This is a genomic window from Mesorhizobium sp. WSM3860 (assembly GCF_002294995.1).
GTDB lineage: Bacteria > Pseudomonadota > Alphaproteobacteria > Rhizobiales > Rhizobiaceae > Mesorhizobium.
Map to the genome: position 1 here is coordinate 39,835 of NZ_NSGF01000021.1, position 21,553 is coordinate 61,387.

The window sequence follows — 21,553 nt, forward strand, 5'->3', positions numbered from 1 at the left end:
TTGGAATAGACGTCATCAGCGTTGAGCCATTTATCGAAATTGAGGGACCCCACTTGCAAATCGGCCGCCGCTGTCTTTTGCTCGCGCGGCAGTCCTCCCTTGATGTTGAATGCTCGGCGAACGGATGAACAAGATCGATCGGCGACGACCAGAACCCGAAATGGGCGGCACCGTAAATGCGGCGCGGCTTGGAACGCGGTTGCGCCTCGCCCGCCAAACGCGTGGCATGACGCTAAAGACGCTGGCCACTGCTGCGAACTGCTCTGAAAGCCTCTTGTCCAAGATCGAGAACGGCAAGGCTTCGCCATCGCTGCCCATGCTTCACCGCCTGGTCGAGGTTCTGGATACCAATATTGGCTGGATGTTCGAAGAGGTCGACGATGACGAGGCGATCGTCTTTCGAGCTGGTGCGCGGCCGTTGATCACGCTTGACGCGTTGAGGCGCGGCGATGGCATCTCACTGGAACGCGTCATTCCGTATTCGTCCGGTCACCTGCTGCAGTGCAATATCCATCACATCGAGCCAGACGGCGAGAGCGAAGGTCCGATCCAGCACGTCGGCGAGGAAGTCGGCTATGTGCTCGCGGGCCGGATCGAGCTGATCGTCGATGGGAAGAACCATGACCTCGCTGCTGGCGACGCGTTCGTGTTCAGGTCGGAGTTGCCGCATCACTACCGCAACGTCGGCAAGGAGCGCGCGAGCATTTTCTGGGTCAACACGCCGGCGACCTTCTGATCGCGTTTCGGCCGTTCAAACTCATTGACAAATATTCAAGTGTCTTGAATTGTTGCCTCGTGCCTGTAGCACCAATGGGACCAACCAAATGAGGTTTGGCCCGCAAGCAAGGGGAATCGCAAATGCGTCTGTTCAAACTTCTCGTCGGTTGCGCGGCCGTCATTGCCATTGGCTCGACAGCCGTGGGATCAGCTCTCGCCGACACGTTCGCTCTCGTCAACATTAACCAGCAGGCCCTGTTCTTCAACCAGATCAACGAGGGCGCTCAGAAGGCAGCCGATGCCGCCGGCGCCAAGCTGGTCATCTTCAATGCCAACAACGTCCCGAGCGCGCAAAATGATGCGATTGAGACCTACATCACGCAGAAGGTCGATGGCATCATTCTGGTCGCCATTGACGTGAACGGCGTCAAGCCAGCAATCACCGCCGCCAAAGCGGCTGGCATTCCCGTGGTCGCTATCGACGCGCAGATCCCTAACGGCGACAACGTGTCGTTCATCGGTGTCGACAACACCAAAGCCGGCGAGGATATCGGCAAATTCTACGCCGATTATGTGAAGACCGAGATGGGCGGGAAAGCCAAGATCGGCATCATCGGCGCGCTCAATTCTTTCATCCAGAACCAGCGGCTCGACGGCTTCAAGAAGGCCGTCACCGATAGCGGCGAGGCGATCACTTTCCTCGACACGGTCGACGGTCAGAACGTTCAGGAGACCGCGTTAAGCGCTTCGGAGAATTTGATGACCGCCAACCCGGACATGACGACGCTCTATGCGACCGGCGAGCCGGCGTTGCTGGGTGCCGTTTCCGCCGTGACCAGCCAGGGCCGCACCGGCGACGTCAAGGTGTTCGGCTGGGACCTGACCAAGCAGGCGGTTCAAGGCATCGACGATGGTTGGGTGGTGGCGGTCGTCCAGCAGGATCCGGCCGGCGAAGGCAAGGCCGCGGTCGAAGCGCTGTCCAAGCTCAAGAAGGGCGAAAAGGTCGACCCGATCATCAACATTCCGGTGACGATCGTGACCAAGAAGAACGTCGACCAATACCGCGCGATGTTCAAGTAAGCTGCACCGAAGATCGAGCCGTGGCGGCGCTTGAGGCAACGCCGCGGTCTCTTTGCCAGTTCCGTGGATCCAAGATGAGCAGTGGCGATACCTATCGGGTGCGGATGAGCGGCATCTCAAAGCGCTACAACGCCATCCAGACGCTCGACGACGTGTCCCTGACGCTGAAGCCGGGCGAGGTCCTGGGCCTGGTCGGCGACAATGGCGCGGGAAAATCAACGTTGAGCAAGGTGCTGTCGGGGGCGGTTATCCCCGACGCCGGCACGATCGAGATCGACGGAATGCCGGTGACCTTCAACTCGCCGGCGGACTCGCGTGCGGCACGCGTCGAGATGGTCTATCAGGACCTGTCGCTCTGCGACACGATCGACGTCGCCGGCAATCTCTTTCTCGGCCGCGAGCCGCGCCGGCACATCGCCGGCATCTCCTTTCTCGACAAGAAGCGCATGCACGAGCAAACGCGCCAGATGCTCGACCGCCTCGGCATCGTTATCGCCGACACACGGCTCAAGGTCGAAAATCTGTCCGGCGGGCAGCGACAGTCGATCGCGATCGGCCGCGCCGCCTCTTTCGAACCATCGGTGCTGATTATGGATGAGCCGACGGCAGCGCTTGCCGTCGCCGAGGTCGAGGCCGTGCTCGATTTGATCCGCACGGTGAGCGCGCGCGGCGTCAGCGTCATTCTGATCACCCACCGCCTCCAGGATCTGTTCCTGGTCTGCGATCGCATCCAGGTCATGTATGAAGGACGCAACGTCGCCGAGCGGCTGATCGGCGAAACCAATATCGAGGACGTGGTCAATCTGATCGTCGGCCGCAAGTTCAATGCTCGTTCCGCTGCCAGTCGACACCGCGACGGAGCACCGAGATGAGCGAAGCGACCCACTCCGCTCAGTCCCGAAGGGTGCGCGACGCCACATGGCGAGAAGCGATGCTCGCCAATGGCAGTGTCGTGTCGATTGCGCTGTTCTTTCTTGTCGTCTGCATCATTTTCTCGGTAGCGACCAACGCCTTCCTGACATCGCCCAATCTGTTGAACATCCTGCGACAATCGGCACCGCTGCTGATCGTCGCCGCGGCGATGACCTTCGTCATCACCACCGGCGGCATCGATCTTTCAGTCGGCTCCGTGCTGGCGCTGGTGGCAACGCTGTCGGCGACACTTCTGCAGTTCGGCTTGCCGTGGCCGGCGGTTATCCTCGCCATGCTCGCGCTGGGTGCCCTGCTTGGCGCGGTGCAGGGGTATTTCGTGGCCTATGAAGGCATCCCTGCCTTCATCGTCACGCTTGCCGGGCTTTCGGTGATCCGGGGCGTGGCGCTGCTCATCACCGGCGGCTACTCCATCCCCGTCGAGCCGGGAAGCTCTTTCACGATCATAGGCCGCGCCTGGTTCCTTGGCGTGCCGGTGCCGGCGCTGATCGCGCTGGCGATCCTTGCGATCGCCTATCTGGCCTTCAACGAGACGCCATTCGGCCGCTATGTGACCGGCATCGGCGCCAACGCCGAAGCGGTGAGACGTGCCGGCGTGAACACGCGGCTGATGACGCTTTTCGTATATGTGATTTCCGCCACCGCGGCGGCGCTTGCGGGGATCATCATTGCTGCGCGGCTCGGATCCGGGTCCTCGAATGCCGGGCAAGGCTTCGAGCTTGAAGTGATCGCGGCCGTCGTGCTTGGCGGCACCAGTCTCTTCGGCGGCCGCGGAACGATCATCGGCACGGTGCTCGGCGCACTAACCGTGGCCGTCATCGGCAACGGCCTGATCCTGGCACACCTGTCGCCTTTCCTGACGCCGATCGTGACCGGAACGATCATCCTGATCGCCATCTGGCTGAACTTCCGCCTGTTCCGCGGCGCAGTGCGAAGCCGTTGAGCTCATGAACAGTCTCTTCGATAACGCGCCGCCCAAGCAACGGCTGGAGATCGGGGTCGAGACCGGCCATGTGATGACCGTGCTCGGCCCTATTCCTGTCGACGAGATGGGGATTACCCTGATGCACGAGCACATCTTGCTCGACGGCGCGCGCATCTGGAAATGTCCTTGTCATCCGGACGACATGGCGCTTGCCGAGCAGCCGGTGAACATCGAGATCATCGGCGAACTGCGCATGAACCCTTACGTGAACCGCGACAACGTTTCGCTCGACGACAGTGACCTCGCACTGTCGGAGCTGCAACGCTATCGCGCGCTGGGCGGTCACACCGTCGTCGACCCGACCAATATCGGTATCGGCCGAGAGCCGGAAAAGCTTGCCCGCATCAGCCGCATGTCCGGCCTGAAGATCGTCATGGGCACCGGCTTCTATCTCGAGCACACCCATCCCGAATGGCTGAAGGCGATGGACGTCGACGCGGTGACCGAGTTCATCGTCAACGATGTCGGCGGCGGCAAGACGCAGCCGCCGATCCTGGCCGGCCTGATCGGCGAGATCGGCGTCAGCAAGGACTTCACTCCCGAGGAACGAAAGTCGCTGAGAGCTTCCGCCCGAGCCTCGCGCATCGCGGGCGTGCCGCTGTCGATCCATCTGCCGGGTTGGGAGCGCCTGGCGCATGAGGTGCTCGATGTCGTGGAGGCCGAGGGCGCCGATCTTCGCCACACCGTGCTCTGCCACATGAATCCCAGTCACAATGATCTGGATTACCAGACAAGCCTCGCACGGCGCGGCGCCTTCCTCGAATACGACATGATCGGCATGGACTATTATTATGCCGATCAGGACGCGCAATCGCCTTCCGATGAAGAGAATGCGCGAGCGATCGCGGCACTTGTCGAAGCGGGCTTCGGCGACCGCCTGCTGCTTTCCCAGGATGTGTTCCTCAAGATCATGCTGACCCGCTTCGGCGGCTTCGGCTACGGCTATATCCTGAAGCATTTCATACCGCGTCTGAAACGGCATGGCGTCGACCAGCCAGCGATCGACCGCATGCTGATCGCCAATCCCAAGGCCGTATTCGCGCGGCAGAATTAACGGCCCCAGACTTACGGCGGCCCAGCTTTACGGCAGCCAAGACCTACCACGGAGTTCAATTGTCCAAGAAAAAGATCCTGCTGGCCGGTGAGTCCTGGGTCTCTACGGCGACCCATATCAAGGGCTTCGACCAGTTTCCGACGGTTACCTACCATACCGGCGCCGACGAATTGCTGACGGCGCTGAAGGCGACCGACTTCGACGTCACCTTCATGCCGGCGCACGAGGCGCAGCGCACCTTTCCGCAAACGATCGAAGCCCTCTCCGCATATGACGCGGTGGTGCTCTCCGACATCGGCGCCAACACGCTGCTGCTGCATCCCGATACCTGGGTTCACTCGAAGAGAACGCCGAACCGCTTGCGTCTGCTTCGCGACTATGTGAGCGCCGGCGGCGGACTTTTGATGTTCGGCGGCTACTACAGCTTCCAGGGCATCAACGGCGGCGCGCGCTACCGCAAGACGCCGGTCGAGGAAGTGCTGCCGGTGAACTGCCTCGCGGTCGACGACCGCATCGAGGTCCCGGAGGGCTTTGCGCCTGTGGTGAACGGTCCGTCGAGCCATCCTATCCTGAGAGGTCTCGGTGCGAACTGGCCGATGCTCCTCGGCTTCAACGAGGTGACGCTGAAAGACGGGGCGGAAGTTCTGGCCACCGTGTCGTCGGAATATGGATCACTGCCGCTGCTCGTCACCGGCCACTACGGCAAGGGCCGCACCGTGGCCTGGACGTCCGATGTCGGGCCGCATTGGCTGCCACCGGAGTTCATTGCCTGGGAAGGCTACAAGACCCTGTTCGAACAGATGCTTGGCTGGGCAACTGGCGGGAACTGAGCGATGCACGTCCACGTCGTGGGCAACGCCTGTGTCGACACCACGTTTCGCCTCGGCCGCTTCCCTACCGCCGGCGAGACGTTGAACGCCACCGCCTATGCCGATGGCCTCGGCGGCAAGGGTGCAAACCAGGCGGTTGCGGCAGCGCGCACAGGCGCGGCGGTGACGCTATGGACGGCGCTCGGCAAGGACCCGGTTGGTGCATGGATCAGGAGCCGGCTCGACATAGAGCTGCCAGACGTGCAGGTGAGCGAATTCGACCTGCCGAGCGACCGCTCGACCATCGTCATCGATGCTGGCGGCGAGAACTTCATCGTCAGCGGCGCCGCCTGCAGCGAAGCATTCGATCCGAGCGCGCAAACCGCACTTGCGCGCCGCATTTCGCCGGGCGACATCCTTGTCTGCCAGGGAAACCTGCGAAGCGCGGCGACAAATACCTGCCTGAGAGCGTCTCGGGAAATTGGCGCGCGCACCATTTTAAACGCCAGCCCTATCGATGAGGCGGCTCTGCCTGACATCAGTCTGGCAGACATTTTGGTGGTTAATCAATCCGAGGCGAAAGCACTGACCGGTCAGATGGACATGGCGGAAGCGGCCGGCGCGCTCGCCGCCAAAGGGGCCGGGACAATCGTGATCACGCTCGGCGCCAAGGGATGTCTTGTGCTTGGCCGGTTCCAGCCAGGAACACTTCCTTTGCCGGCCCCAGAAGTCGAGGCGCTCGATACCAGTGGTGCCGGCGATGTGTTCTGCGGCTGTCTGGCCGGCGGGCTCGCAAAGGGGATGCCGGTTACCTCAGCGCTGAAGTTCGCGCTCGCGGCCGCAGCAATCTCGGTGACACGGCCGGGCACATTGTTATCCTGCCCTACCACGTCTGAAATGGCGGTGCTCGTCGATCAAACGGAGTTCTCATGACCCAGCCCCCACGTCCGATCAGGCAATCAGGCGGCGATGCACTCGTTCAGCTTTTCGGCCGCAGCAAAGTGGTGATCGGCGTCGTTCACCTTGCGCCGCTTCCTGGCGCACCACGCTATGATGGCGAGGCTATAGAGGCCATCTATCAGCGAGGACTCGACGATGCGCGCGCCTATCTCGATGGCGGATGCGACGGCGTGATCGTCGAGAACCATGGCGACATTCCCTTTGCCAAACCTGACGATATCGGACCGGAGACGGCGGCCTATATGGCTGTCGTCTCCGACCGTATTCGCCGCGAACTCGGCAAGCCGATCGGCATCAATGTGCTGGCCAATGCCGCGATCCCGGCGCTGGCGATCGCCAGTGCCGCTGGCGCGGGCTTCGTCCGCATCAATCAATGGGCCAATGCCTATGTCGCCAATGAGGGCTTTGTCGAGGGCGAGTCGGGCCGAGCAGCACGCTATCGCGCCCGGCTGCGCGCCAGCGGTATCCGCATTTTCGCCGATGCTCATGTCAAGCATGGCGCGCACGCCATCGTTGCCGACCGCCCGGTGGAGGAATTGGTCAAGGATCTGGTCTTCTTCGACGCCGACGCTATCATCGCGACGGGTCAGCGCACCGGGCACGCTGCGGATCTGAGTTACATCCGCATGATCAAGGACGCCGCCGGCCTCCCGACCCTGGTCGGCAGCGGTGTGACGCTCGACAACGCCAACGATATCCTTGGCATCGTTGATGGCGTCATCATTGCCAGCGCGCTGAAGCATGAGGGCGTGTGGTGGAACCAGGTCGACGCCGCCCGGGTGAAGGCATTTATGACCGGGCTGAGGCGATGACCGAGCGGAAATCCAACCGCCTATTGGTTGTGCATGGGGAAGAAACCGCCGCCAGATGAAGGGGGATTGAACTCTAACTTATTTCAATAAAATCAACAACTTACTATACATTCTGTAACGTTGTGACGCGCAGCCAAACGACCTAGAATTGGGGATAAAAAGCAGGCGTCTTGGTTCTACCCCGATCAATCAGGGCGCGACCAGAATGACGGCGAACGCCCAAGCTCAAACGGTGGCCTGGTCGATTTGCTGCGATGACGAGCTACAGGTTTTTAGACGTCAGCTGCTGCCTTGGGGGGCGATCACCCTTCGAGATAAAATCCTCGAACTTCTTCTGGTCGAAATTGAATGCCTGATTGAACCGCTCGGCAAGCTTCTTTGCGGCTTCACGGATTGCTGACTCTTGCTCTTCACGTAGGGTCATGGGCTGGTTCATGCTCCTCTCCCAGAGTTTGCGAATCGCTGACCATCACCATAGTTCTCAGTGATTCACCGAGGCTAGTGAAATCAGCGGACTCCATTTAGGTTCCCTAGGATGTCAAACTCACCACTTATAGAACATCCCGAACTCGTGTTCGGACTGGCCGGACCGCTTGGTGTCGACCTGGATGGGCTTAGCGACAGCCTCACCCAATCCTTGAGAGCAGTAGGCTACCATGCGGTTAGCATCAAGTTAACAGACGAGATGCAGGCTTACACAGCTGACATAACCCTGTCAGCGTCGTCCGCATACCACGAGCAGATAGCCGCCAAGATGGATTACGCCACGGCTCTGTGCCGGAAGTATGGTAATCCGGCAACGATGGCTCTTATCGCTATCGACGCTATCCAACGCAACCGAAGAGCGATCTCCGGTTCGATCAACAAGATACCGGACACCCCTACGGCCTATATCGTTCGTCAACTCAAACGTCCCAACGAGGTCGAGCGCCTTCGGCGTCTCTACGGAAAGCAATTTGTGCTCGTGTCGGCCTACACAGCTGTCGACGAGCGCTTCAATCGAGTGTTCGAGCGCATACAGAGGTCGATCTCAACACGTTCTACTCCTGCCGACGTGAAGTTTCAGACCAACAAGATCCTCGAGCGTGACGCCGACGAGGATGACGTCAACGGCCAGCATATTCGCGACACGTATCACCTTGCCGACGTTTTCGTCGACGGGAACACTCGGCAGGATATGGACCGCACCATAGATCGCTTCATCAAGGGCTTCTTCGGGAAAACCGATGTCACCCCCACGAAGGACGAATACGGCATGTATGCCGCGAAGTCGGCTTCATTGCGCTCGGCAGATCTCTCGCGCCAGGTAGGTGCAGCTATTTTCTCGGATGCCGGCGAGATAATAACGCAGGGATGCAATGAGGTGCCAAAGGCGTTTGGCGGGACCTACTGGGATCAAGAACAGCCAGACTTCAGGGACGTGAAGCTTGGGTATGACCCAAACGAGGCTCTTAAAAAGCAAATTCTCAAAGACCTGGTCGAGCGACTGCACGAGGCTGGGATGTTATCCGAGACCTGCACCTCTCTGGGTCCGGTGGACTCAATTGTCGCTACGCTAACGGCAAAAAAGAAGGACAAGCAGGGCGTCACCAAAGGGCCTTTGGCTGATGCAGCAATCATGGATTTGACGGAATACGGGCGGATCGTGCATGCGGAGATGTGCGCAATCTGTGATGCTGCCCGCCTTGGCCGGAGTGTCAAGGGTGGCACACTGTTCTGCACAACCTTCCCCTGCCACAACTGCACGAAACATATCCTCGCGTCTGGCATTAGGAGGGTCGTTTATATCGAACCTTATCCGAAGAGCCGCGTCCAGGAACTCCACGGCCATGAGGTCTCGCTAGAGAGCGAGAGCGCCGACAGAGTCGGCTTCGTCCCCTTCATAGGCATCTCGCCATTCCGCTATCGCGACATATTCCAGAAAGGCAGGCGCAAGAACCCTGACGGAAGCGCCTCGAGTTGGCTCGGCGGAGCGCCCGCGCCAATGCTCGATCCTGGCTTAGGCGCTTACCTTGATAGTGAAGCAGGCGAGCTGCTCGTCCTCACTGGCTCCTACGACGAAAAGGAGTTACCGCCCGAAAAAGGTGATGGCAGTTAACCGGGCCAGCTCGATCTCAATCGATTGCCGAAGGCCTGGAGGGGCCGCCTCTGGCAGGCGAACTTGGGCCAGACGTTAAGCCGAAATCAGATTTTCTGCTCGGGCTCCGGCAAGTGGAGATCCTTTCCGATCTATGAGCAAGTTGCACCTTGTTGCACAGATCTCGTAGCACGAGCTGTTTGATCGCTCGAAACATCATCCACAGGCTCTGTCACCACCACTCACCCAATTTACCCCGAGTGCGGAGGCAAGCCGTATTGCGCAGCGCCACCGGTCTAGGCGCAGACCCAGGAAAAGATCCCCGAACAAGTATCCTTTGTGCCAATCAAAAAGCGTTTTTCTTTTATTTCAGATCGTGCATTGTTGATTGGGGTATTGGGGAGAGGAAATTGGGGCGTGTAGGTTCTATCGATCTGTCTCGCCTTCCAGATGAGCAGCTTTGTGAGATATTTGAGCAAAGGCGGCACGACGCTCAGTTCCTGGATGAGCTCAATCGCGAACTGAAAATGCGAGAAAGCGATGAGGCTCTCGAGCTGCAGTTCGAGGTAGTTAAAGCTCGTCGTGCTTTCACTCGAGTTCCGCAAGCCAAGGCAGAGGAACGGCCTCGGCAATCCGGCCCGGTCCGAGATTGGCTCCGAGCTTTTCTGTCGGCAAGGAACACTCCGCAACCAGATACACGACCGCTCTATCGCTATCGTATGACCGACCATGAATTTGAGCGCGTGAAGGAGATCCTTCGGTATTTGGCGTCGGAAGGGCGCCTAGTTACCCCGGACGACCGCGCAGGCGCGCTATTCGTCGCTTATTGCGCAGAATGGTTCAGACGCGAATCGAATTCGACCTTTCTCAGATGGAACGACCCTGCGCCCGACCTCTTTCCGGCTATCCCAGATTCCTGCAAGCGCGATTTGGCCGACCGGGGATTGCGATACTGGCGACGCGATTTGCGAAGAAGCGAATCCGGCCGCGAATTCCTACTCACCGTAGCGCTGGAGGGTGGATTTCCGGTCCGCATTCTCACCAGCGGCGCACGAGCATGGCTCAGGGACTACCTTCGATCGATCATGCGCCGGGCCATCGCCTCGAGGGTGGATACACTTGAAGAGATTCTGGAGATCGCCGAAGAAGAACGCGGCAGGATGCGCAAAAGCTATCAGCACGCGGATTTTGTTGCCCTCTGCTCCGAACTGGTCGAGAAACTTCTGAATCTTCGCCACCGGGCCGAGGCCGAGGCAGCTGGCAATATTCGCAATTCCGCGCTGCTCGACATTAGGCTCCCCAGTTGGAGGGAGGACCTCCCGATATACGTTCCGGCCGAGGACGAAGCGCTCGTAGCCGAGTTACTGACCGGGCTGCTCGATGAAAGGATGGCCGGACTCTCTACGGAGGGTGTCGAGGCTCGACGGTTTCTGGCCAAATTCGATGGACAGTGGATAACGGCGTTGCAGTTGCTGGCAGACGGAGAGATCCCGCCGTCGAAATTGCCTAACCTGCCTACGCAGGGCCGAGTAAGGGCGGTTCCTACTGGAGAACTCAGCAACCACCTTTCTGGAGAGTTAGCGCTGTTTGAGGCGCCTATGGGAGAACAGCGTCGCTGGCGTGTTCTTCCCTATACGCGAACCGCAAAGCTAGTGAGGAATTTTCCATTCTCCGCGGCTGTTACCGTGACGCTGACGTCTCCTGGTTTAGCCCCTTGTCCTTTGATTTGGCCACATGGCGAGCCGTTGCGTTCGGATTTACTAGTATTTCGCGAAGACGAAGGTTCAACGCCAGATAAGCCACTCCTGCGCCTATTGCGATCAGGCTCGGTAAGCTCTCCACATAAGACCCTCTATGTCCTGTTTCCAGAAGACTGGTCGATTGAGTCGGCATCAGAAGCTGCGATTGCTGAGATCGAGGTGCTACCCCATCTTGGACGCAGGCTAGCCCGTCTGGTCGGCACAGCATATTTCCGCGGTGGCGAGAGTGAATCGATCCGTTTCAGAGTTGAACCCGATACCGAGGGTCGCGAACACGAGCTCGAATTTCAATCCAGCACGACCCTAGGATTCGATCTTGCAGATAACCAATGCGAACTAGCTATCTCGCCGGTTAGTCCGCTCATCCGTGATGGAGGTAACCAGCCGAGGCCGCCACGTGCCGGCGAACTATTCTATCGGCGACCGGGAGCCAAATGGGCGGAATGGCAGGGGCGTATCGACGCCTCGGGCATGGTAGAATTTTCGCTGCGCGACCCCGTAGCTGACATCCAAATTGAGAGGCGATTGGTAGCACTATTTCCGGTTGGAGCCCACGTAAGTGGGGCAATGAAGGATGCACGAAGCGGCCAAATCCGGTTGGAGGGGCTGCCGGGTTGGAAGGCTTCGATAGCCGATTCTTCATGTGTGACGGACCAGATCAACGCAACGACCATCTCATTCAGATTTCTAGGACGCCCGTTATATCGCCTCCCAATACAGATTCGTCCTCCCGTGGGTGACACATGCGAGGTCATCGTTCCGCTTGTCGGCAGAGATGGTGCCATTGCGCTGTCTGATGGCGCAATTCTAGAACCCGGAGCGCAGGTTGATCTCGGGACGCTTAGGGGTGCAGTCGCCATATCACCCTGGAGAACCGTCCTTCACCTCGGAGCCAAGGGAGCTAGGTCGGGCGGACTGAGCGCCGCCGTGGACGGGGAGCTGCCGTTGGGCGTTTTGAAAAGCGCCTTTGATGAAATTCTCGCGAGCCTTCCCCTCCAGGACGATCTGGCGGAGCTTGTATTCGTAGGCGACACACGTTTGCCCATCTTCATAAGCCGCTATCGGAGCAAGCAACTCGTGCACGAGGATGGGATGATTCGATGGCCAGAGGCGGCCAGCGGGAGCGGCATTCAACCTGTCGCAAGGATGGTTTTCGATCCTCGCCATGAGCACGCTCTGGAGTCAGAGGCATTGGGGGTCTGGCGATTCCCTGAGCGATGCAAGGGACTCTGCCTTGTCTATCTTCGCCAAGGTGCGGATGTAGTTTCGAGACCCCTACCCGTTCAGCGGCCAGACTCACCCGAAATTCATACCGGCAATTTAGTGTCCACTTTCACAATAGCCGATTATGCCACTCGCCAAGCCGAGATCGGGCATGCGCTTAATGGCATTGGCCAAGAAGAGGGCGGCTTCCGGTGGTTGCTTGAAGCCGCCACTCACCTGAATGGCCTCCCTGCGAACGCCTTCGACGCGCTGAAACTGCTACCATCCTACCCCGAAGCACTGATTGGACTTCTGTTCAATGCCCGCGATGCCGGGGAACGCGCGCTCATTTGGTCTCTTCAGAATGAGTTGCCCTTCCTCTGGCTTGAATTGCCATTGTCTGCCTGGCGTGGGGCACTTGAGGCCAACTTAACTGCCATTTCCACGTTGCTCGAACCTATTTTCGGTGCCGAGAAGGCTGGCACACAGGCGCTAGGACGCTTGGCCAGTTTACGTTCCGAATTGACGCCGCTGGAACCGGCATTGGCTTCCATATTCAGCCGGGTGGGAATGGGCGGTGAGGCTACGAACATCCCTTCGCTCAAGGATCTCACCGCTGGCTACATTGCGAGCCAGATTCATCGAAGCAATGAGGGACGCAACGACCTTGCCGCCCGATTGATGGAATCCGGCTTGAAGCTCCCGCCGGAAATTCTGTTGAAATCCCACGAGGATTTCGCCGGTCTCTTTGCACCGATCCTACTCGCCGCCAGCGCCCAGGCAAAATTGACGATCGAGCACGACCTTGCGCTGCTGGCGCGTCGCACGATCCGTGAAGACCCGTTCTACGTGTCCGGAGCCTACGCCCATCTTCTGAAATTTTATGGCTACAAATGACAAAAACGCCGTTCGACGTGTTGCATGAAGTGAAACGACGCACGGCTGAGGCCGTGGTCTCACAATCCGGACTCGCCCATGATGGGCTGCGACAGATTCTCCGTGAAATGCTTACCGGGAATAGCACCGCGGGCGGCGCTTTGACGCAAGAGGCGGTAATTGAGGGAGCGCATCCCTTCGTTACTGCAAAAAAAGCCATGCAGGAACTCTCAGGATCCTTGCTGCATCCGGATCTCGTATCAGCATTGGACTCATTGCCGGCCGACCACGACTACCGTTTCCCGCGAACGCGAAGGCCTTTCCTGCATCAGGCTGAAGCGTGGCGATTGCTCGCCGACAATATCCCACGATCGGTGTTGGTGACGTCGGGAACCGGCTCGGGAAAGACGGAATGCTTCCTGCTCCCTATTCTGAGCGACCTGGCCGCACAGGAGGGATCCCCGCGCGAGCCGCTCCGGGGCGTGCAAGCCATAATGCTTTATCCACTAAACGCCCTGATTGAAAGCCAACGCGAGCGTCTCTCCGCCTGGACAAGGCCCTTCAATGGCAAACTTCGCTTTTGTCTATACAACGGCGATCTTCCAAAGGACGCCAAGGAATCCGACCATCGTCGATCGCCGGAGCAAGTGATCGATAGGACACAGCTCCGTGCCAACCCCCCGCCCGTGCTTGTCACGAACGTGACCATGTTCGAATACATGCTTGCGCGCGCTGAGGATCGGCCAATCTTGGACGTTTCGAAAGGCAAGCTTCGCTGGATTGTCCTTGATGAGGCCCACTCTCTAGTTGGCGCGGCGGCAGCTGAGATCGCCCTGTTGCTGCGCCGGGTGATGCTCGCCTTCGACGTAAAGCCGGAAGAGGTTCGCTTCGTCGCTACATCGGCGACAATCGGTTCGGGCGAAAACGTGCGTGAGCAGCTTCAGCGTTTCCTGGCTGACGTAGCAGGCATTCCTGATGGTCGCGTTAGCATAGTCGAAGGGCGTCGTCTCATGCCGGGCCGGCCACAGGGTCGGCATGATCCAATCGCTGGCGATATTCAGAGCGCCGATCCTGGCCGGTTGTATGACGTGTTCGGACGTGATCCTCAGACTTGGAGCTTGGTCGAAAGACTGTTCGCGGGAAGCATGCCGCTCTCCGACTTTGAACAGGTTGCCCGGAACTATGGTGTATCTGCCCCCGAGTTGGTCACGGCAATGTCGCGCGCGGCGCGCAAGACTCCCGATGGCGATCTGGAGCGTCTTTCGCCAATGCGTCTTCACGCTTTCGAGCGCGCCATGCCTGGCGTGTGGAGTTGCATCAACGCGGGCTGCCCGGAAAGGCCTTCGGACTGGCCATTTGGCCGGATCTTAGCTGAACGTTCGGATCACTGCCCGTCCTGTCTTGCGCCAGTGCTGGAGATCGTAAATTGCATCGAATGCGGCGAGGCATTTTTAGAGGGGACAGAGAGAGGCTCGCGGCTGTCAGCACCCCTGCGCAGCCCTCCACGCGACGAATTCGCCTTCGAAAGCGCTCGTGACAACGATGCCGGATCAGAGGCTGGGGATGACCCCGAGGAAGAGGCGCAAGAGAAGGAGGCTGTATTCGAGCGCGACCGACTGTTCGCCGTCAATTCAACCGCCGCGGCGCGTGGATTTTGGTTGGATGCGAAAGCAGGTTGGCAAGTCGCTGACGCGCCCACCGAGGGCGGCCTATCACTCTTGTGCGAAGAACATGCCGGCCCCCGCAGCTGCCCACATTGCAGTCCGGATGGTCCCAAAAAATTTGACATCTTGCGGCCCCTGCGGTTTGGCGCACCCTTCGTCCTTGGCAATGCAGCGCCGATCCTGCTTGAGGGAGTAGAGCCGGCGAAAGCGACCGACGGCGAGAAACTTCCCTCTGGCGGGCGCCGCCTCCTCTCCTTCACCGACAGTCGCCAAGGCACCGCCCGCATTGCCGCTAAACTGCAAGTCGAGTCGGAGCGAAACTTCGTTCGAGGCTTTGTCTACCACCAGCTCGTAGCCTCAATGCAGCCCAAAGCGGGAGCAGGCGAAGAAATTGCGGGTATCCAGACCGATATTCGGCAACTGGAAACCGCAGTTCAGACCACCCGCTTGCCCGCGCTGGAGGGAATGCTAGCAGAGAGAAGGCAGGCGCTGTCCGCGCTGATTTCGGGCAATCAGGCGGGCGTCGCGTGGCCAGAGCTCGTCAACCGGCTGTCAGAACGAATAGAGGTCGCTGAATGGATCAAGGCAGTCTGGCAGAGTCGCGACGAGACCCAATTCCCCGATCCCGAGAAGGTCGCTGAATTTCTATTGCTCCGCGAATTCATTAGGCGGCCGCAGCGCGCCAATTCGTTGGAGACGCTGGGAATGGCGCGGCTGCGCAACCCTGCGATCGACAGGATCAAGGAGCTCCCGGGGGCGCTCCGTCGCAGGGGAAAGACCCTAGACGACTGGCGATCTTACCTTGACGCCGTCCTTACCCACTTTGTGAGGACCAATGGCGCGATTTCAATATCGCGACAATTGCTGCACTGGATATCGCCGAAGGCGAAACTGAGGTCACTGGTCGGTCCGGAAGAACAGACCTATCAGGATCAAAGCCTGCGGGCCTGGCCGAACGGCTTTGTCCGTGCTTCCCCTCGTTCGCACCCGGTAGCGCTGATCGTTCACGGTCTGGGGTTGGACCTGGATAGCTCAGCTGACAGGGCTGACCTGGCCGAGTGCCTGAGCATGGCCTGGCATCAGGTCCAACCGACGTTTTCCGCGGATCCTGAACGGCGCGTTTACGATTTTTCCAAATCCTTCGTTGCGCCAGTCACGAGTGCTTTCTATTGCCCCTCGACCCGTCGGATTCTTGATGCTGCTCCTTTCGGGCTGACGCCTTATGGGCTGCAGGACAAGGCAGGGCAACGCCGCCTGGCTGCTCCCGTCGTCATGCCACGACATCCTGAGCCCTTGTTTGGGCGCCACGACATGGACGATGCCAGGCAGGCAGTCGATCAGTGGATTCAATCCGACCCTGCTGTGAAGGTCCTGCGGGACCGAGGCGCATGGAACGGGATCTCTGATCGTGTCGCACTGTTCGCTGATTACGCGCGCTCGGCCGAGCATTCAGCCCAGCAGGCGAGCGGGCGATTGCGCCGATACGAGCGAGACTTCAAGGCCGGCAAGATCAACATTCTAAATTGCTCAACTACAATGGAAATGGGCGTGGACATCGGCTCGGTCTCCTCGGTCATGATGACCAACGTGCCGCCATCAATTGCCAATTATCGCCAACGTGTCGGTCGCGCCGGTCGTCGCGGTCAGGCAGTCGCCCTTGCGTTCACGTTCTGCAAGGACAGACCTCTTGATCGCGAGGCTTTTCGCGACCCGCATGGATTTCTTCGGCGGACACTCTCGGCCCCAATGGTCACGCTGAGCAGCCGGCCGATCGTGCAACGCCACGTAAATGCCTTTCTGCTGGGCGCATTCATGCGCGACCGAGGCGGCGATACGATCAAGATGCAGATCGGCGCCTTCTTGGGCTGCCCGACCGAACCGACCGAAGCCCGCCCGCTCAAAGCCGACCGTCCTGTCGAGACTTTCATTGAATGGCTCGAACGACCAGGAGTAGCAACAGATCACGAAACAAACCTGGTGGCGTTGACAAAGCGATCAATCCTCGAGGGCGACCGGACGCTGCTGGAGCATACACGGAATGCGATCACCGATCTTTCAAAGGCCTTCGTTGCGGAATGGGAAGGCCTGGTAGCCCTTGCGAAGGATGAAGGCGTTAGAGAAGCGGGCAAGTCCAGAATCGCAGTCGAGCTTAGGCGGATGTGCGGGGAATTTCTGCTGAGCGGGTTGGCCGATCGAGGTTTCCTTCCCGGCCACGGCTTTCCGACCGATGTGGTTTCGTTCATACCTGGTAAGGAGTTCAAATCTCCGGAAGATAGCCAGGATGGGGCGCGCCAGTTCCGAACCGTTGGCCCGCAGCGGTCGCTGGACTTGGCGATTCGGGATTATGCCCCCGGCTCAGAAGTCGTGCTCGATGGACTTGTGCACAAGTCAGCCGGCGTGACGCTCAACTGGAAACGGCCTGCGAGTGAAGAGAACCTGACCGAAGTCCAGAGCCTGCGCTTTCACTGGCATTGTGCCGAATGCGGGGCAAGCGATACGAAGCGCGGCTCAGGCCCAGAGCAGTGCCAAGCTTGTGGCGCCGACCATCCTTATAGCCACGAGTTCCTCCGGCCTGCCGGGTTCTCCGTCGATCCGCGAGCCCGTGTGCATGCTGACACCGACATGCTGACCTATGTCGCGCCGGAGGATCCGGTCGTGTCGGCGCGGAATACAGCGTGGCGGCGTCTGCCGGTCCCCGAGCTAGGCCGTTATCGATGCAGCCGAGAGGGTCTTGTATACTACTCCAATCGCGGCGGACAAAATGGGTTTGGCTATGCGATATGCCTGCAATGCGGCCGGGCAGAACCCGACACGGACAATCGCGGCCTGGTCGCGCCCCCGCCGGCGCTGGTTGACCATAAACCCTTGCGCTTCCGTCAAGGACAAGAGGTTTGTCCGGGTAACGAGAAGGCGTTCAGTATCAGGCGGAACATCTCGCTCGGTTACGAGATCACCACGGACGTGTTTGAACTGCAGCCGCAACACCCTTTACGGCGTGCTGCGGCCAATGCGCTTATCATTGCCTTGCGTGAAGCACTGTCTCAAGAACTTGGGGTCGAGGCGGATGAGATGGGCTTTTCCGTCGCCGAGAGCCGAAATGACCTCGGTTCATCGACTGCATCCCTGTTCATCTTCGATCGAGCTACAGGTGGGGCGGGCTTCGCGGTGTCGTTCGAACATCTGATGAGGCCGATCCTTCGTCGCGCGGAACAGATTCTGGATTGCAAAACGCCGGGCTGTGAAAAGGCCTGCGCCGCGTGCGTGCTCACCTCGGACGCACCCGATGGCAAGGATGACCTGGACCGCAAGGCAGCGCTCGATTTCGTTCGCAATCATTTTTCCCTCCCGCACGAACTTGATCCGGCGGATTCGTTTGTTCCAGGCGCTGAGCTGTCGCTCGCCCCTATCGATGAGATCGACAGGGAACTCCGTCGGTCTGCCCAATCAAGATTGACGGTCTACCTGCCCGATCAGAGCCTCCCGTCGTCTACCCAGAATTGGGCTCTGGCGGAACAATTCCTGCGCTGGACTATGCGAGGGCATTCGGTGCGTTTGGCCTTGCCGCCAGGACAGATTGAGAAGCTCAGTTCGGCCGACAAGCTGGCCCTTCGCGACTTCGCTATGAGCCACAATGCCGAGTTAGCATCTGCGACCGCGCCGACCTTCGAAAACGGGGCCTCAGCGCTTTCAGTTGTTGGTGAGGGTGAATTGAGTTCTGTTTGGGCATCCCGTGAGCTGGAGTCCGGCCACCCTGGCCCGCAGTGGGGAAGCCCAAAGACGCATTCAGTGGTGTTCGGAAGGACTTCGGTCAAACCTCAATTCGCCGCGATCGATCTCCAAAAGCTTTTGCCAATTCCAGGGGCGCAGTTTGTCCAGATTGGTTCAGAGCTCGACTGTGACATCGCATCTTTCGGCGCTCGAGCGTCTAAAACCCTAATCGACCTTCTAACTAAATGCGGCTCATGGCCGAGGGTGGGAGTCAAGAAGGCGACCTATCAGGACCCCTATGTTTCGTCGCCCCTCGTTGCACGCCTGCTTGTCGACACGATCAGCCAGGTATTTCTCAAATCGGGTGCAAACGACGCATCTCTTTTCATCGAGACTCGATCGCCACGGATCAATGATCAGCGTAGCCAACCTTGGCAGATTGGGCATGATTGGCGGGACGCGGGAGATCAGAAATCAGTGACCGAACAGTTGGGGCAGCAGCGCAACATCCGGGTGTCAGTGGCACACAAAGATGTGCCGCACGGACGCTACCTAGAGATCGAGTTCAAGGACGGCTCTCGTGCTACGATCGTGCTCGACCAAGGCTTCGGCGCTTGGTCCGCGCCCCGAAATATTCCGGTGCGTCATGATTTCGGCGCGGACAGAGGGTCCCAGGCAAAGAGGCTTGCTGCCACGAATGCTGTTCTTCAACGAAACGGGATCGGCAAGACGTATTTCGTTGCTTCAACAAATTAGGCTGCCGCGAGCAAGAGCTGCGACTAGCGGCCAGTTCACTGCCGCCTTAGGTCGTCGAGGAATTCAGAACCAGGTGCGACGCCTGACACAAACAGCCGCTCTCTGGCTCGCGTCGCAGCGACGTAGAAAAGCTGCCGTTCGGTCGCGATTACCTCGTCGAGTTCGAACTCGTCTGCCACGTCTGCCACACGGGATTCCAGCGGCAGCACGCCTTCGTCGCACGCCATGAGGACCACTGCTCGAAACTCCAAGCCTTTGGCTAGATGCATGATGCCGAGCAACGCCTCGTCCCCGCCAGCCTTCGCGTCGACCAGTGTTCTTGTCTTGAGCACCGCCATCTCTGCTGCTGCGCGCGCTCGCGCGAGTTGATCCTGAGAGCGCACGAAAATTCCGATTTCGGCAGGTGCAAGGCCTTGGTCGACGAGCTCCCGTAGGAAAGCAGCAGCGAGGCCAGTCTCGGCCTCCACACTATCGGCAATAACGATTTGCGGTTCTGGACCCTCGAATACCGAGACAGTCCCTGACCGTAGATCTTCGAGGCCATCAACGTCACGAATATTCTTAGGAAGGAGCCGATCTGCCGCGTGACGGATCTGATGCGAGGTCCGGTAGTTGACCTTTAGTATCGACGAACGGCCGCGGACGTCGATGCCAAGCCCTTTCCAAGAGAAGGGCTGCTGGAAGATGCGCTGGCCGAGATCGCCCGCAAAGAACAGCCCGTCCGGCCTGTCTGGCGCAATGGCCGCCAGAAACCTAAGTTCAGACACGCCGAGATCCTGCGCCTCGTCCACCACCACGTGAGTGAATGGCTTCTCAGAACGACTTGCGTAGGTGCGTGTTACAGCTTCAAACAGACCTGCTGGGGTCAAAAGTCCGCGCTTCGCCAGTCCTTCGCGCACCTGAGCAAAGACCCGCCACAGCTTCTCACGTTGGCGAGTGCCGAGACGATTTTTGCGCCCCATGCGCGGGACAGTCGCATAGGCCGCCTCGCTGTCGATACGCCAGGCGTCGATGACGTTTTCCCACTCAGAGACAAGGAACTGCGGAGAAAACTCGGTCTCCTGTTGGTCTGTTGCGGCCTTGAGAACTGCAGAGCGAATTGTTGCTTGTTCCGCTACACCTGGTTCGCGCCCAGTGGTGAGTGCATAAAGTTCATGCGCGGTCTGCTCAAAGGAAGAGATTGTTACGCGGTCTAGGAAACCCGGCCGATCGGCCGCTAGCACGGCAAGTTTCCGGGAAAGAGAGCGTGCCAATGGGACGGAAAAGGTTGTGAGGAGCACGCGCGCATCGGAATGCATCTTGAGGAGACGCATAACCCTATGCAGCGCGACCACAGTTTTTCCCGTTCCCGCCGAGCCCGCTACTCGCGCCGGTCCACTGTAGTCGCGGTCGACAACACCTCTCTGGAGCGGATGCAAGAACACGGTCCACTTTTCGAAAGGCGCATCGAGAGCGGCCTGCAACTCATCAGCACCTTCCAAAATCCGGAATCGGCGCTGTGTGTCGGGATGCGCGAGAGGATCGGCTACCGAAGCAACTTCAGCCTCAAGCACACCGGTAGCCGCGTATTCGAACAAGGCCTCGACGGCTTCCTGTGGAAGGTAACCGACAAGGGCAAAGAATTTATCTTCCGTTGCGGCGATTACGTCGTCCAGCCAGTCTTCGGGCACGCCGACGGAAAGCAGGTCGTCGGATGATAGATCAGCAAAGAGCAAAGGAGTGGGGACCGGCGATGGCGCCTCAAGGGGCAACGTCGCCTGAGCAGGACCGGGTGGTGTAGACGCGATCTCCTCAACCAGCTCGCGCACCTCGACGATCTGGATCGCGCCTGTTTTCGGATGAGACTCGATCCGGCGCCGCTCCGCCCATTTGTAGGCGTCGTCATGGTGGTCGACATAGACGAGCATCAGGCTTCCGCCTGTCTTGTGAACGATTATTCGCAGATCCCGATTTACTCGCACCGACCAGAAATTCGGATCCTTCGATTTGTCGATCCGATGGAACTGCAGGCCCGGCTGATCGGGGTTTGCCTGCAGGTCGAATGCCGTCAGCTTCGCCTGCTTCTGCTCGTCATTGGCGAGCTTGGCAAGGGACGAAGTGAAGCTGTCGGCGAGAATGGTGGGCATCCCAGTTTCTTCCTGTCCTTCCAAAGCTGGGGCCGC

General features: G+C 59.3%; 13 protein-coding genes. 11 read left to right on the forward strand and 2 right to left on the reverse strand.

What is annotated here, in order from left to right:
* Nucleotides 1-124: 124 nt before the first annotated feature.
* The 8 genes from CK220_RS25865 (at nt 125) to CK220_RS25900 (ending at nt 7,347) form a co-directional block, all read left to right on the forward strand.
* Complete coding sequence (locus CK220_RS25865) at nt 125-736, forward strand: cupin domain-containing protein (RefSeq protein WP_095814284.1); 612 nt, start codon at nt 125-127, stop codon at nt 734-736.
* Between the two features lie 122 nt (nt 737-858).
* On the forward strand, nt 859-1,797 hold the full coding sequence (locus tag CK220_RS25870) for a substrate-binding domain-containing protein (protein WP_095814234.1): 939 nt from the start codon (nt 859-861) through the stop codon (nt 1,795-1,797).
* Between the two features lie 74 nt (nt 1,798-1,871).
* Nucleotides 1,872-2,669: an ATP-binding cassette domain-containing protein gene (locus CK220_RS25875; protein WP_095814235.1), complete on the forward strand. Its 798-nt coding sequence runs from the start codon at nt 1,872-1,874 to the stop codon at nt 2,667-2,669.
* Nucleotides 2,670-2,728: 59 nt separating this feature from the next.
* Nucleotides 2,729-3,670, forward strand: a complete 942-nt coding sequence (locus CK220_RS25880; RefSeq protein ID WP_176479218.1) for an ABC transporter permease — start codon at nt 2,729-2,731, stop codon at nt 3,668-3,670.
* Between the two features lie 4 nt (nt 3,671-3,674).
* Nucleotides 3,675-4,766: a phosphotriesterase gene (locus CK220_RS25885; protein ID WP_095814237.1), complete on the forward strand. Its 1,092-nt coding sequence runs from the start codon at nt 3,675-3,677 to the stop codon at nt 4,764-4,766.
* A gap of 59 nt (nt 4,767-4,825) precedes the next feature.
* Nucleotides 4,826-5,596 carry a glutamine amidotransferase gene (locus tag CK220_RS25890; protein ID WP_095814238.1) on the forward strand — a complete coding sequence of 257 codons (771 nt, stop codon included), beginning with the start codon at nt 4,826-4,828 and terminating at the stop codon, nt 5,594-5,596.
* Nucleotides 5,597-5,599: 3 nt separating this feature from the next.
* Nucleotides 5,600-6,508, forward strand: a complete 909-nt coding sequence (locus tag CK220_RS25895) for a PfkB family carbohydrate kinase (RefSeq protein WP_095814239.1) — start codon at nt 5,600-5,602, stop codon at nt 6,506-6,508.
* Nucleotides 6,505-7,347 (forward strand): BtpA/SgcQ family protein, encoded by an 843-nt coding sequence (locus CK220_RS25900; protein ID WP_095814240.1) that lies wholly within the window; start codon nt 6,505-6,507, stop codon nt 7,345-7,347. Before CK220_RS25895 ends, CK220_RS25900 begins: the two co-directional genes overlap by 4 nt.
* 262 nt (nt 7,348-7,609) lie before the next feature.
* On the opposite strand, the gene CK220_RS32090 is transcribed toward CK220_RS25900, so the two are convergent.
* Entirely contained in the window at nt 7,610-7,783 is a 174-nt protein-coding gene (locus tag CK220_RS32090; protein ID WP_176479208.1) for a hypothetical protein, read from the reverse strand.
* Between the two features lie 99 nt (nt 7,784-7,882).
* On the opposite strand from CK220_RS32090, the gene CK220_RS25905 reads away from it, so the two are divergent.
* From CK220_RS25905 to CK220_RS25920, 3 genes are all read left to right on the forward strand, one after another.
* On the forward strand, nt 7,883-9,445 hold the full coding sequence (locus CK220_RS25905) for an anti-phage dCTP deaminase (protein ID WP_095814241.1): 1,563 nt from the start codon (nt 7,883-7,885) through the stop codon (nt 9,443-9,445).
* 257 nt (nt 9,446-9,702) lie between these two features.
* A complete protein-coding gene (locus tag CK220_RS25915; RefSeq protein WP_141245227.1) occupies nt 9,703-13,284 on the forward strand; it encodes an STY4851/ECs_5259 family protein in 3,582 nt (1,193 codons plus the stop codon).
* Nucleotides 13,281-19,391, forward strand: coding sequence for a DEAD/DEAH box helicase (locus tag CK220_RS25920; protein ID WP_095814244.1), 6,111 nt, complete (start codon nt 13,281-13,283; stop codon nt 19,389-19,391). The genes CK220_RS25915 and CK220_RS25920 overlap by 4 nt, the downstream gene beginning before the upstream one ends.
* A 35-nt stretch (nt 19,392-19,426) precedes the next feature.
* Here the strand turns inward: CK220_RS25920 and CK220_RS25925 are convergent, their stop codons facing one another.
* Nucleotides 19,427-21,517 carry a 3'-5' exonuclease gene (locus CK220_RS25925; protein WP_095814245.1) on the reverse strand — a complete coding sequence of 697 codons (2,091 nt, stop codon included), beginning with the start codon at nt 21,515-21,517 and terminating at the stop codon, nt 19,427-19,429.
* Between the last annotated feature and the right edge of the window lie 36 nt (nt 21,518-21,553).